Consider the following 12,953-nt stretch of genomic DNA (forward strand, 5'->3'; position numbering starts at 1 on the left):
ATGACAACTCTGGTTATTGCAGAACACAACAACGCCGAGCTCATCGCCTCGACGCTGAACACCGTCGCCGCGGCCAAGGCCATCGGCGGTGACATCGAAGTACTGGTCGCTGGCGAAGGTTGCCAGGCCGTGGCTGACGCTGCTGCCAAGATCGACGGCGTGTCCAAGGTCCTGCTGGCTGACAACGCGGCCTACGCGCACCAGCTGCCGGAAAACATGGGTCTGCTGATCGCAGAACTCGGCAAGAATTACAGCCACATCCTTGCCAGCGCCAGCACCAACGGCAAGAACTACATGCCGCGTGTTGCCGCCCTGCTGGACGTCGACCAGATCTCCGAGATCTCGGCAGTGGAAGGCGCGGATACCTTCGTGCGTCCGATCTACGCCGGTAACGCCATGGCTACCGTGCAGTCCAGCGCGTCGATCAAGGTCATCACCGTGCGTTCCACCGGTTTCGATCCGGTCGCAGCCGAAGGCGGCAGCGCCAGCGTCGAGAACGTCTCCAGCGCGCAAGATGCCGGTGTATCGAGCTTCGTCGGCGAAGAGCTGGCCAAGTCCGACCGTCCCGAACTGGCGGGTGCCAAGATCGTCATCTCCGGCGGGCGCGGCATGCAGAACGGCGAGAACTTCGAGATGCTGTACAAGCTGGCCGACAAGATCGGTGCAGCGGTGGGTGCCTCGCGCGCTGCGGTTGACGCAGGCTTCGTCCCCAACGACATGCAGGTCGGCCAGACCGGCAAGATCGTTGCACCGAACCTGTACGTTGCAGTCGGCATCTCCGGTGCCATCCAGCACCTGGCCGGCATGAAGGACTCCAAGGTGATCGTGGCGATCAACAAGGACGAAGAAGCACCGATCTTCCAGGTAGCCGATTACGGCCTAGTCGGCGATCTGTTCGAGCTGATCCCCGAGCTGGAAAGCAAGATCTGAGCAGTGCGCAGCACGCAGTAAGAAAAACCCGGCCTTGGCCGGGTTTTTTGTTGGTGCGCGGCGATGGGGAGCGCGATCCCAACACAGAACTTCGCGCTGCCGGCGATCCCGCGTTCGCGCCCAGGTGCGCTCCTACATCAGAGTGTGCATATCGAATCCTGTAGGCGGGCATGACCGCGAAGAAGGATGCACGGTATCCAGGACGATACCCCGGAGCGTCTGCGATGCCGCTTTCGCGCCCAGGTGCGCTCCTACATCGTGCCTGCGCCCGTAGGAGCGGGCATGACCGCGAAGACGAATGCACGAAGCGATCGGCCGGCGGCTTACACCAACGCCACCGGCGAGACCGGCGATCCCACAGCACCAGGCAGCCGCAGCGGCGGTGCGGTCAGCAGGAAGCGGTTGCGCCCGCTCGCACGCAGGTGCTGCGCCAGTTCGGTCAGGTACCACAGCTCACCGAGGTGAATGCCGAGCTTGAACAGGCAATGCTCGTGCAGCGGCAAAGCGGCGCAGCAGCCATCGCCCTGACGCGCCGGATAGGCTTCCACAGCATAATTGTCAGCGATCAGCACGCTCAAGCCGCTGTCGGTCACCCACTTGAGCAATTCCGGATCGCGACCATCGAGCACTGCGCAACTGTTTTCCAGGGTATGCGCATCCGGTTCGCGGTTCATGTCCAGCACCACATCGGCAAAGCCGGTATACAGACAGACCATGTCGCCCGGCTCCACCACCACGCCGTCGGCCTGCATGATCCGCTGCAGCTGCTCGAAGCCGACGAGCACCCTCTCACGTCCGATATGTCTTTCCAGATCGATGAGCACCGCGCGCCCGCTTACTGCTGTTTCGGCCATCTTCTCGATGCCCAGCCGCTCGGCACGAACGCCTTCGAGGGCGTCTTCATGGCCCTGCGGCCCGAGCACCTCGACGCCGGCGCGCCAGCCGTTGTAGTACAGCGGCTCGGCCGTACCGTCGCCATCGGCGTCGAACATGCCGCCGACGTGCGCAAGCGCGTCCCACTGTGTCGAGTATTGGGTATACAGCAGCACTGCATCGTCGCTGACTACATCGGTGAAGTCGGGATTCACCTGATGCAGCGGGAAGTTGTAGTTGACCTTGCCCGCGCGCCCCGAGGTGAAGCGTCGTGGTGGATGGCGGAAGCGATTGAGCGCATTACCGCCCGGATAATCCAGTGGCAGACTAAGACAGAAGCTGCGTCCGTCCCGCACTTCCGCCACGCCCTGCAGGACCTTTTCCGGCGTCAGCAGGTTCAACCTACCGAGTTCGTCGTCCGGGCCGAAGTCACCCCAGTTGGACCCTTCCGGGCGGTTTTTCCAGCGCATGATGGTTCTCCGCTTGTCGTTCTTGTTGGCCCCAAGATGCCATGCCGTAACGCACCGGTCATGTGGATCAACGAGCGTGTTGACGGACCATACGCATGACCTCGATCAATAACCGGGACGTCCCGGGGAGTTACCCTGCGCGCCCTCTTGTCTTGTAAACAGGATGACGCCAATGCCCAAAGCCCCCGAACTTCTTGCACCCGCCGGCACCCTCAAGGCGATGCGCTACGCCTTTGCCTACGGCGCCGATGCCGTGTACGCCGGCCAGCCGCGCTACAGCCTGCGGGTACGCGAAAACGATTTTCACGATCCCGAGGTACTCGCCGCGGGAATCCGCGAGGCGCATCAGCTGGGCAAGCGCTTTTATCTCGCGAGCAATATCGCCGCGCACAACAGCAAGGTGGCGACCTACCTGAAGGATCTGGAGCCGATCATCGCGATGGGGCCGGATGCGCTGATCATGTCCGATCCCGGGCTGATCATGCTGGTCCGCGAGCGCTGGCCGACACTGCCGGTCCATCTTTCCGTGCAGGCCAACGCGGTGAACTGGGCGACGGTGAGGTTCTGGCAGAAGCTGGGGCTGGAGCGCATCATCCTGTCTCGCGAGCTGTCTCTTGACGAGGTCGAGGAGATCCGTCGCCGCTGCCCCGATGTGGGCCTCGAAGTCTTCGTCCACGGCGCGCTATGCATCGCCTACTCCGGTCGCTGCCTGCTCTCCGGATATTTCAATCATCGGGACGCCAACCAGGGGGCCTGCACCAACGCCTGCCGCTGGAAGTACGACGTACAGCCCGCCGTCGAGACGGCAGAGGGCAATGTTGAGTCCATCGCCCCGCCGCTGCAGGTGATTCGCCAGATCGACAAGCCCGATGAGCTGATGCCTATCGAGGAGGACGAGCACGGCACCTACATCATGAACTCCAGGGATCTGCGCGCGGTGCAGCACGTCGAGCGGTTCGTGGGGATGGGAGTCGACTCGCTGAAGATCGAGGGTCGGACCAAGTCGCACTTTTACGTCGCACGCACGGTGCAGGTGTACCGCCACGCGATCGACGATGCCGTCGCGGGCCGCCCCTTCGATCTAGGCTTGATGGACGATCTGGAAAGCCTGTCAAACCGCGGCTACACCGAGGGCTTCTACCGCCGTCATCCGCCGGGTGTGTACCAGAACTACGAACATGGCGCGTCGAGAATGGAGCGACACCAGTTCGTTGGCGAGGTGATCGACGCTGCCGATGGCTGGCTCACGGTCGAGGTGAAGAACCGTTTCCAGCGTGGCGATCAACTCGAGCTGATGACGCCTGCTGGAAATCATACCTTCGTCCTGGAATCGCTCAGGGACCGCCATGGTGATCCTGCGCAGGTGGCGCCGGGGGCCGGGCATCGCGTGCGCATCGCCCAGCCACCGGGGGTATCCGCTGACATGGCACTGCTGTTGCGCTATCTACCGGAGTAATTTAACGGCGCGATGGAATTTTCTGCCGCAGACAATGCCTTAGTTTGCGGCTCGGCCGCTTCGATTGGCCGGGATTCCGGACTCGCCCTGCAGGGCGCGTCGTGGTTTACTTGCCGCACTTTTTAGACGGAGAAGGCGTTTCTATGGATTGGCTGCAGGTGGTCATACTTGCCGTGGTGCAGGGACTGACCGAGTTCCTTCCTATTTCCAGCTCGGCACACCTCATTCTGGTCCCCATTCTCGGCGGCGACCCCGATCAGGGCCTGGCTTTCGATGTCGCGTTGCATCTGGGCAGTCTGGCAGCGGTACTGCTGTACTTCCGTCAGGACATTGGGCGGATGACGCTAAGCTGGACGCGGTCGCTGTCGACCCGAGAGCTCGACGCCGACTCGCGTCTGGCCTGGGGCGTGATTCTCGGTACGATTCCGGTTGGCCTGGTCGGGCTGATCATGCAGGATTTCATCGAAACCTCCCTGCGTTCACCGATCTGGATCGCCTGGGGTCTGATCATCTTCGGTCTGCTGCTGGGCTGGGTCGACTGGCGTCATCGCGGGCAGCGCAGCGAGCACCAGCTGCGCTGGAAGGATGTATTCTGGATCGGCTGCGCACAGGCGCTGGCGCTGTTCCCGGGTGTCTCGCGCTCGGGCATCACCATGACGGCAGGCCTGATGGTCGGCTTGAACCGCGAGGGCGCCTCGCGCTTCTCATTCCTGCTGTCGATTCCGGTCACCGTTCTGGCCTGCCTGTTGAAGACCTACGATCTGGTCAAGGCCGATACCCAGGTCGAGTGGGCGCCCATGGCTGTGGGCGTCATCCTGTCCGGCATCAGCGCCTATCTGTGCATCCACTACTTCCTGGCGTTCATCAAGCGCATCGGCATGCAGCCATTCGTGGTCTACCGTGTCGTCCTCGGCGCCATTCTGCTCTGGATGTTCCTCTGATCTGAACGCTTCCGCCCGTTCGCCGGGCGGGGTGTTCACGCCACCGGCATGACTTCGATCAACATCCACCGCGGGTGGCCGTGGTCCAATACTGGCCTTTGAATAGCACCTGGCAGATACCGAGCCGGGTTACAACAATGACCAGATGGCACCAACCCCATGCTTTCCTTACTCGACCTGCTGCGTAACCGCCTTGCCAGCCTGCTGCCTAGCGAGCTGAAAACGAGTGAACTGCCTCGCCTGCTGTCGCCTCATCGGCATGCGCTGTTGCTGACCCAGCGACGGGCAACGATGATCGTCAATCGGGTGCGACTGTTTGCCTTTCTCTTCGCTGTACTGACGCCCGCCTGGAGCGTCGTCGACTGGATGGTGTTCCCCATCGAGCTATGGTTTCACCTGGCGCTGCAGCGCCTGATGGTATGCCTCGCGTTTGCCGGGGTACTGCTGTTCTACCGGCCCAGTGGGCAGCTGTTCGACGCCTATCGTGCGATCGGCATCCTGTTTGCAATCCCGACAGTGTTCTACATCACCTCGCATTATCTGCTCGGGAGCTACCAGCTCACGCAGTTTTCCGCAGCGGTGGGTGCGGGCTACGCCTTTCTGCCATTCGTGCTCATGGCGGGTCTGGCCATCTTTCCGCTGACGCTCGTCGAGAATCTGGTACTGGCGGTGGTGCTTCTGCTCGCCCAGGCACTGGCAGGGTACCTTAGCTGGACCACGCTCAACTGGCCGTCCTTTGCCGGCGCCTTCTGGTTGCTCATGCTTATCGCCGGGGTCACGGCGCTGGCATGCATGAGCCAGCTGGCGTTCATGATCGCTCTGGTGCGACAGGCGATTCGCGACCCACTGACCGGCGTCTTCTCGCGCGGCAGCGGTGAAGAAATCCTGCGCCTTCAGTGGGACGCAGCCGAACGCCAGAACAGCGCGCTGTCTGTTGCCTTCATCGATCTGGATCATTTCAAGAGCATCAACGACCGTTTCGGCCATGAGGCCGGCGACCGCGCACTGGTTGGCGCCGCACGCAACATGCTCGCCAGTCTGCGCAGCTCGGACAGCCTGGTGCGCTGGGGTGGGGAAGAATTTCTGCTGATCATGCCGGACACCGACATGACCCAGGCCAGACGTGCCCTGGAGCGGCTGATGCAGCAGGGCTGGGGCAGCCGGCCCGATGGCAGCCGGCTGACGGCCAGCATCGGCCTGGCTGAGCGCTGTTATGACCGCAGCGCGCAACCCCGTGCCCTGCTTGATACAGCCGATCAGCGCATGTATCAGGCCAAGCAGGCTGGCCGCGATCGGCTCGGGGCGATCAGCTGACCGGGAGCCGGGCTTCGTACCAGCTCGCGAAGTGGTCAGCAGGCATCGGCCTGGCGAACAGATAGCCCTGGCCAAGCCGACAGCCGTGAGACTGCAGAAAATGGCGCTGGCCCGACGTTTCGATGCCTTCAGCCAGCACATCAAGGCCGAGATTGCAGCCCAGATCTATGACCGTCCTCACCAGCTGGCACTCGCCAGCGTCGGCAGGCACCGCCGCCAGAAAGCTCTTGTCGATCTTCAGCTTGTCCAGCGGGAAGCGACGCAGATAGGCCAGCGACGAATAGCCCGTGCCGAAATCGTCAACCGCGATGCGTACCCCGAGTTGCTTCAGCGCGGCGAGTATCTGCCCTGCCTGCTCGGTGTTGCCCATCAATGCACCTTCGGTGATCTCCAACTCCAGCCGCGACGACGGCAGGCCGGTAGACTGCAACGCCCCGGCGACCAACCGCACGATATCCTGGTGCATGAACTGGATCGGTGACAGGTTCACCGCAATGGTCTGCACGTCGATGCCGGCATCGAGCCACAGCTTCGCCTGCCGACAGGCCTGGTGCAGCACCCAGCTACCGATCGGCACGATCAGCCCGGTGTCCTCGGCCAACGGCACGAAGGTAGCCGGCGAGACCTGCCCGTGCCGATGACTGTCCCAGCGCAGCAGCGCCTCGGCCCCCACGCAGCGGCCGTCGTTCAGATCGATCAATGGCTGGAAGTGCAGGCTGAGTTCGTCCATGGCCAACGCCTTGCGCAGCGAGCGCTCCAGCTCGAACCGCTCGCGAGCCTTCTCGGTGAGGGCGGGGACATAGTGACTGAAGGTGTTGCGCCCCTGGGACTTGGCACGGTACATGGCGGCGTCGGCATTGCGAATCAGCTCGGTGCTGCCGTTACCGTCTCCCGGGTAGACGGCAATGCCGATGCTGGCCCCCACGTAGACCTCCCGGCTGTCTTCGAGCATCAACGGGCGCTCGAGCAATGCCAACAGATTGGCTGCGACCTGATCAGCCACCTTCGGATCCGGCAGATGCTCGAGGATCAGCAGAAACTCGTCACCGCCAAGCCTCGCCAGCGTGTCCTCGTCCCTGCAGCGCGCGCGGAGCCGGCTGGCAACTGCGCACAGAACCGCATCACCGAAGCTGTGCCCGTGACTGTCGTTGATCGTCTTGAAGCGATCCAGATCGATGAACAGTACCGCAAGATAGCCACCCCGGCGATCGATCTTGTCGCGGGCATGGTCAAGCCGGTCACGCGCCAGCATGCGATTGGGCAGATCGGTCAGCACATCGTAATGCGCCATGCGCTGCAGCTGCTTCTGATAATGGTCGACGAAGCGGATCAGCAGTTGCGATCCGAGCAGCACGCCGATCATCAGCAGCAGCACGGCCAGCGCGTAGACCGGGGCCCGATCGGTGAATATCTGCTGGAACGTCTTGCCATCGACGAGCACGGCGCGAACCGCTGCCCCGGTCCCCCGGGTAACCCAGGCGCCGATCGGCCGATCGCCTCCCCAGAGCGCTGGAGTAGACAACGGTACCCAGCGGGAGTCGGCATCAGCCGCCTCGAACAGCGTGCGCTCCACCGGCTCGCCGTCCAGCGCATTCAACAGCCTTGGCTGCAACGGCCCGTCGACCAACGCCACATCGCTTTCATGCCACAACTGCAGCATGCTCAAGGCCTGTTCCTGCCGGGTCTGGTTGACGCTGCGCTGCTCGAGCACCATCGCCACCAGTACGAGTACCAGGGTACTCAGGAAAGCCACTCCATTGACCGCCCAGAACTTGTAACGCAGGGGCAAACGCTGAAGGGCTTGCATCGGCGACTCCGTGGACTGGAAAGGCCGCCATTGTAGCGGCCGTTGCAGACGCGTTCTTGACCTCGGTCAAGCATTGCGGAGTCGCCCCTGAAGAGGCCAAATACAAAAAAAGGCAGGCGACGGCCTGCCTTCCTTTCCTGCTGCGCGGGTTACATCCCCGGCATCAGAACCGTGTCGATTACGTGGATGACACCGTTGCTGGCCTTGACATCGGCCTTGACCACCTTGGCGTCGTCGACCTTCACACCGTCGCTGGCATCAATGCTCAGAGACTCGCCCTGCACGGTCGGTGCGCTGGACATGCCGGCAACGTCCTCGGCCATGACCTTGCCGGACACCACGTGATAGGTGAGCACGTCGGTCAACTTTTCCTTGTCGGCCAGCAGGGCTTCAAGGTCGGAGTCGGGAATCTTTTCAAAAGCTTCGTCAGTCGGCGCGAAGACGGTGAACGGCCCGGCGCCCTTGAGCGTCTCTTCCAGACCGGCTTCCTTCACCGCGGTCAGCAACGTATCGAACTGCCCCGCTTCGCGAGCCGTCTCGATGATGTCGGCGTCGGGTTTGTCGGCATGCTCGCCATGATTGTGTGCCATGGCCGGAGCGCTGACCATCAGACCCGCAGCGAACAGTGAGGCCAGAACAGTACTGTTGAATGCAGCAATGCGTTGTACAAACATGATGCTTCTCCTACATGGGTGGATATTTAGTTGTACACCACATGTACAGAATCTCAAGCCTCGTATAACGCTTCCTTACGCCGGTCGCTTCGCAGAAGCCTCCGTACTTACGTCGAGGCGTGTACCGAGGAGCCCTCTACGCAGCCTGTTCCCGGGAAGACTGGCGGAAGAAGCCCTCTAAAATGCGGCTTCGCTCTGAAGCATCCGGTATCAATATACGGGGGCTTCGACCAAGGTCTCGACTTGTGGTCGTGTCCTTGCAGCATCTATTACTCCATAATTGCTGAACGGGATTGTCTCCCGCTTTTATGAAGAGGTACTCGACGTCTATGTGGTACAACGGTTTGCTCGATCTCAACGCCTGGCAGGTTCTGGCGGCGACCCTGGTCATGACCCACATCACCATCGTCAGCGTGACGGTCTACCTGCACAGGTACTCCGCCCACCGTTCGCTGGAGCTGAATCCGGCCCTGAAACACTTTTTCCGCCTGTGGCTGTGGCTGACCACCGCCATGAACACCCGCGAGTGGACAGCCATCCATCGCAAGCACCACGCCAAGTGCGAAACCCCTGAAGATCCCCACAGCCCGGTCCAGAAAGGCCTGATGACCGTGCTCCGTCGGGGCGCCGAACTGTACCGTGAAGAGGCGCAGAACGAAGAGACGCTGCGCATCTATGGCAAGAACTGCCCGGACGACTGGATCGAGCGTAACGTTTACAGCAAGTATCCCAATGGCGGCATCAGCATCATGCTGGCGATCAATCTGCTGCTGTTCGGCGTCATCGGTCTCACCGTGTGGGCCGTGCAGATGATGTGGATTCCGGTCACCGCGGCAGGGATCATCAACGGCCTCGGCCACGCCGTCGGCTACCGCAACTTCGAATGCAAGGATGCGGCTACCAACATCTCGCCCTGGGGCATTCTCATCGGCGGTGAAGAGCTGCATAACAATCACCACACGTATCCGAATTCGGCGAAGCTGTCGGTGAAGAAGTGGGAGTTCGACATCGGCTGGATGTACATCCGCCTGTTCAGCATACTGGGGCTGGCCAAGGTCCGTCGCACCGCACCCATCGCCCACCGGGTCGAGGGCAAGCAGACGCTGGACATGGATACCGCCATGGCGATCCTGAACAATCGTTTTCAGATCATGGCGCAGTATCGCAAGCTGGTGATCAAGCCGCTGCTACGCCAGGAACTTCAGAAGATGGACGACTCGGTACGCCACGTCTTCCGCCGCGCCAAGCGCCTGCTCAGCCGCGAGCCGAGCCTGCTGGAACCGCGCCAGGAAGAACGAGTGCAAACCATGCTCAGCCACAGCCAGACGCTGCGAGTAATTTACGAGAAGCGACTTGCGCTACAGCAGATCTGGGGCCGTACCAGCGCCAATGGGCATGACATGCTCCAGGCCCTGCGTGACTGGTGTGCCCAGGCAGAGGCCAGCGGGATCAAATCCCTGCAGGACTTCGCCATGGTGCTGCGCAGCTACTCCCTGCAGCCACAACAGGCCGCCTGAACGCCCACGCCTCCCATCTGAACAGGGCCTGCCGGCGGCAATCGCCGGCAGGCCTTCAGACCCGCTGACTGAACTATCCTCCGACGGCATGATCTCCTTGTAGGTGCAACCCGCACGAGCCCGGCAGACCGTTACCATTACAGCGGTCACCAGACTCGGCTCGCCGCAACGAGGAAATTACCGTGACCGCCACTGCCCACCACCACTATCGCTACACGCCCCATCCACTGCACGCCATTCTACTGGCTGGCACCGTGCCGTTGTTCCTTGGTGCCCTGCTGAGCGATATCGCCTACTTTCGCACCTATGAAATTCAATGGAACAACTTCGCCTCCTGGCTGATCGTCGGCGGGCTGGTTTTCCTGGGCTTCGCGCTGTTGTTCGCCCTGGTCAACCTGATTCGCGCCGTGCACAAGAAAGGACGGCCGCTGATTTATTTCATTCTTCTGCTGGTCGCCTGGATTCTGGGCTTCATCAACGCCCTGGAACATGCCAAGGACGCCTGGGCGACCATGCCATCCAGTCTTATCCTGTCGATCATCGTCTCGGTGCTGGTGTGCGTGGCCGCCTGGATCGGCCTTTCCAGCCTGCGCGACGGAGGTGAAGCATGAACCATTCGAGAGCACTGTCGATTCTGGGCATGGCGGTATTGCTGAGTGCATGCGGAGGCGATGACGAGAATCCGGTGGCCTACGGACCCGACCCGACCCTGCCGGAACCGGAGAGGGGTCTGCTGCCGAGCATGAAGATCGCCGAGCCGACACCCTGGGGCGATGCCCAGCCGACGGTTCCGGACAACTTCACCGTAACGGCCATCGCTACTGATCTGAAGATTCCGCGTCAGACGATCGTGCTGCCAAACGGGGACATCCTCGTTGCCGAGGGCCGCGGAGGCAACGCGCCCAAGCTCAAGCCCAAGGACGTCATCGCCGGCTATATCAAATCCAAGGGCACCACCTCGGTGGAAAGCGGCAATCGCCTCACGCTCCTGCGTGATGCGGACGGCAATGGCGAGTATGAAGAGCAGACCGTGTATGCCGACGACCTGAATGCACCCTACGGCCTCGCTCTGGTTGGCAACGATCTGTATGTCGCCAACCAGGATGCGCTGGTTAGATTCGATTATGAGGAAGGCCAGACGCAGGCGAGCGGGCCTCCGGAAAAGATCATCGACCTGCCTTCGCAGATCAACCATCACTGGACCAAGGCCATGACCGCCAGCGCCGATGGCCAGTATCTGTATATCGGTATTGGCTCGAACAGCAACATTACCGAGCGCGGGATGGAGGCGGAGGTCGATCGAGCCGTGGTATGGCAGGTGAACACCGAAACCCGCGCCTACAAGCCCTACGCCACCGGTTTGCGCAATCCCACGGCACTGACCATTCATCCCGATACCCAGCAGCTCTGGGCGGTGGTCAACGAGCGCGATGAACTCGGTCCCGATCTGGTCCCGGACTATCTGACGTCGGTTCAGGAAGGCGGGTTTTACGGATGGCCCTACGCCTACTGGGGCCAGAACGTCGATCCACGGGTCCGCCCACAGGACGATGAAAAGGTCGCCGCATCGATCACCCCCGACTACGCTCTCGGCTCCCACGTAGCAGCCCTCGGCGTGGATTTCTCCGACGGAGCCTTTGGCGGTCAGTTCGGCGAGGGCGCCTTTGTCGGCGAGCACGGTAGCTGGAACCGCGACGATCCATCCGGCTACAAGGTGGTCTTCGTGCCGTTCAGCGACGGACGCCCGTCGGGCGATCCTGTCGACTTCGTGACCGGGTTCCGTACCGAGGAAGGCAAGACGCGCGGCAGACCGGTCGGCGTGACCGTGGACCCGCAAGGCGCGCTGATTGTCGCGGATGATCTGGCAAACGTGGTCTGGCGGGTGACTCCCACCCGGTGAGCGGTGGTTGGCACAAAGCCGACGGCCGGCAAGGCCGTCCGGCTGCAAGTGTGCGCTATTGCCTGTGGCGCGGGTCGCTTTAACCCGCGCCACGGTTTATTCTTGGCGCTCATCAACCCATTACGGTTTGCAACGGATGCGTGCCTTCCTTCTGGTGAGTGCCTTGCTGCTGGCCAGCCCCGCCCTCCTCGCTTCGACCATTTACAAGTACACCGACGCCAACGGCGTGGTGACCTATACCGATCGCAAGGTGCTGGGCGCCAAGGTGATCGTGTTCCAGGACGCGATGGTCGAAAACAACGATCAGCAGGTCTACGTCTCCACCAAAAAACATGACGGCGGCGAGACGTTGATCGTGCATAACGATCTCTACGCTCCGGTCGAGATCGAGCTGAAGATCGAGTCGGCGCGCAACGTAAGCGGCGTCCCGGCCAAACCGATTCGCTGGGTGCTGACTCCGCGCCAGAGCATGCGACTGCTGACGCTAGTGCCCACTGGCGAAGGCAAGGCCGACTACCGTTACAAGCTGCGCTACGCCCTGGGCGACCCGCGCGCCCAGCATGCCACCGCGCGCTACCCCTTGCCCTGGCGCGGCGGCCCGTTTCGCGTGACCCAGGGTCCGGGTGGGAAATACAGCCATACCGGCGCAAAGGGTCGCTTCGCCATCGATATCGCCATGCCGGTAGGCACACCGATTCTGGCATCGCGCCCGGGCGTGGTGGTGAAGACCGAGAATCAGCAGACTGGCCGTGGCAACAATCCGGCAGGCAACTTCGTGCGGGTCCTGCACGACGACGGCACCATGGGCGTCTACCTGCATCTCAAGCAGGGTTCGGTTGCGGTGCGCGAGGGGCAGCGGGTGGACGCCGGAAGCCTGCTCGCCCTGTCGGGCAATACCGGTAACAGCACCGGCCCGCACCTGCACTTCGTTGTACAGCGGAACGTCGGACTTGAAACCGTCTCGATTCCGTTCGAGTTCGCCCAGCCGGTAGACAGTCTGCCGAACTTCGCCGTGGGGGGCGAGCGCTAGCAGTAGCCGGCAGTCCGGCTTTCAGGCAATAAAAAACCCGC

The 12,953-nt window shown here is 62.1% G+C and carries 11 protein-coding genes; 8 read left to right on the top strand and 3 right to left on the bottom strand.

Annotation, left to right across the window (positions count from 1 at the left end):
• Positions 1-930, top strand: a complete 930-nt coding sequence (locus tag KEM63_RS16315; RefSeq protein ID WP_223653537.1) for an electron transfer flavoprotein subunit alpha/FixB family protein — start codon at positions 1-3, stop codon at positions 928-930.
• 323 nt (positions 931-1,253) lie between these two features.
• Here KEM63_RS16315 and KEM63_RS16320 read toward each other — a convergent pair whose 3' ends face one another.
• Positions 1,254-2,273 (bottom strand): cyclase family protein, encoded by a 1,020-nt coding sequence (locus tag KEM63_RS16320; protein ID WP_223653539.1) that lies wholly within the window; start codon positions 2,271-2,273, stop codon positions 1,254-1,256.
• Between the two features lie 163 nt (positions 2,274-2,436).
• On the opposite strand from KEM63_RS16320, the gene trhP reads away from it, so the two are divergent.
• The 3 genes from trhP to KEM63_RS16335 all read left to right on the top strand — a co-directional run bounded on the left by trhP (position 2,437) and on the right by KEM63_RS16335 (position 5,984).
• Positions 2,437-3,729: a prephenate-dependent tRNA uridine(34) hydroxylase TrhP gene (gene trhP / locus KEM63_RS16325; RefSeq protein ID WP_223653540.1), complete on the top strand. Its 1,293-nt coding sequence runs from the start codon at positions 2,437-2,439 to the stop codon at positions 3,727-3,729.
• Between the two features lie 143 nt (positions 3,730-3,872).
• Entirely contained in the window at positions 3,873-4,670 is a 798-nt protein-coding gene (locus KEM63_RS16330) for an undecaprenyl-diphosphate phosphatase (RefSeq protein ID WP_223653542.1), read from the top strand.
• Positions 4,671-4,829: 159 nt separating this feature from the next.
• Positions 4,830-5,984, top strand: coding sequence for a GGDEF domain-containing protein (locus tag KEM63_RS16335; RefSeq protein WP_223653544.1), 1,155 nt, complete (start codon positions 4,830-4,832; stop codon positions 5,982-5,984).
• Here the strand turns inward: KEM63_RS16335 and KEM63_RS16340 are convergent.
• The gene (locus KEM63_RS16340; RefSeq protein WP_223653546.1) at positions 5,977-7,791 is read right to left on the bottom strand and encodes a putative bifunctional diguanylate cyclase/phosphodiesterase; all 1,815 of its coding nucleotides are present in this window, start codon (positions 7,789-7,791) and stop codon (positions 5,977-5,979) included. The genes KEM63_RS16335 and KEM63_RS16340 overlap by 8 nt on opposite strands.
• Positions 7,792-7,940: 149 nt before the next feature.
• On the bottom strand, positions 7,941-8,465 hold the full coding sequence (locus tag KEM63_RS16345; RefSeq protein WP_223653548.1) for a fasciclin domain-containing protein: 525 nt from the start codon (positions 8,463-8,465) through the stop codon (positions 7,941-7,943).
• 329 nt (positions 8,466-8,794) lie between these two features.
• Between KEM63_RS16345 and desA the strand changes: the two genes are divergently transcribed.
• The 4 genes from desA to KEM63_RS16365 all read left to right on the top strand — a co-directional run bounded on the left by desA (position 8,795) and on the right by KEM63_RS16365 (position 12,912).
• A complete protein-coding gene (gene desA, locus KEM63_RS16350; RefSeq protein ID WP_223653549.1) occupies positions 8,795-9,982 on the top strand; it encodes a delta-9 fatty acid desaturase DesA in 1,188 nt (395 codons plus the stop codon).
• A gap of 182 nt (positions 9,983-10,164) precedes the next feature.
• Positions 10,165-10,593: a DUF2231 domain-containing protein gene (locus KEM63_RS16355; protein ID WP_223653550.1), complete on the top strand. Its 429-nt coding sequence runs from the start codon at positions 10,165-10,167 to the stop codon at positions 10,591-10,593.
• Positions 10,590-11,882, top strand: coding sequence for a PQQ-dependent sugar dehydrogenase (locus KEM63_RS16360; protein WP_223653551.1), 1,293 nt, complete (start codon positions 10,590-10,592; stop codon positions 11,880-11,882). Before KEM63_RS16355 ends, KEM63_RS16360 begins: the two co-directional genes overlap by 4 nt.
• Before the next feature lie 136 nt (positions 11,883-12,018).
• Positions 12,019-12,912, top strand: a complete 894-nt coding sequence (locus KEM63_RS16365) for a peptidoglycan DD-metalloendopeptidase family protein (protein ID WP_223653552.1) — start codon at positions 12,019-12,021, stop codon at positions 12,910-12,912.
• Positions 12,913-12,953 lie beyond the last annotated feature (41 nt).

The sequence above is a fragment of the Halopseudomonas nanhaiensis genome (genome assembly GCF_020025155.1).
In the GTDB taxonomy this organism is placed as follows: domain Bacteria; phylum Pseudomonadota; class Gammaproteobacteria; order Pseudomonadales; family Pseudomonadaceae; genus Halopseudomonas; species Halopseudomonas nanhaiensis.

What these genes read in the sequence shown, in the direction of transcription:
- KEM63_RS16315 (WP_223653537.1), top strand. Translation starts at nt 1, where the DNA reads ATGACAACTCTGGTTATTGCAGAACACAACAACGCCGAGCTCATCGCC.
- KEM63_RS16320 (WP_223653539.1), bottom strand. Translation starts at nt 2,273, where the DNA reads ATGCGCTGGAAAAACCGCCCGGAAGGGTCCAACTGGGGTGACTTCGGC.
- trhP (WP_223653540.1), top strand. Translation starts at nt 2,437, where the DNA reads ATGACGCCAATGCCCAAAGCCCCCGAACTTCTTGCACCCGCCGGCACC.
- KEM63_RS16330 (WP_223653542.1), top strand. Translation starts at nt 3,873, where the DNA reads ATGGATTGGCTGCAGGTGGTCATACTTGCCGTGGTGCAGGGACTGACC.
- KEM63_RS16335 (WP_223653544.1), top strand. Translation starts at nt 4,830, where the DNA reads ATGCTTTCCTTACTCGACCTGCTGCGTAACCGCCTTGCCAGCCTGCTG.
- KEM63_RS16340 (WP_223653546.1), bottom strand. Translation starts at nt 7,791, where the DNA reads ATGCAAGCCCTTCAGCGTTTGCCCCTGCGTTACAAGTTCTGGGCGGTC.
- KEM63_RS16345 (WP_223653548.1), bottom strand. Translation starts at nt 8,465, where the DNA reads ATGTTTGTACAACGCATTGCTGCATTCAACAGTACTGTTCTGGCCTCA.
- desA (WP_223653549.1), top strand. Translation starts at nt 8,795, where the DNA reads ATGTGGTACAACGGTTTGCTCGATCTCAACGCCTGGCAGGTTCTGGCG.
- KEM63_RS16360 (WP_223653551.1), top strand. Translation starts at nt 10,590, where the DNA reads ATGAACCATTCGAGAGCACTGTCGATTCTGGGCATGGCGGTATTGCTG.
- KEM63_RS16365 (WP_223653552.1), top strand. Translation starts at nt 12,019, where the DNA reads ATGCGTGCCTTCCTTCTGGTGAGTGCCTTGCTGCTGGCCAGCCCCGCC.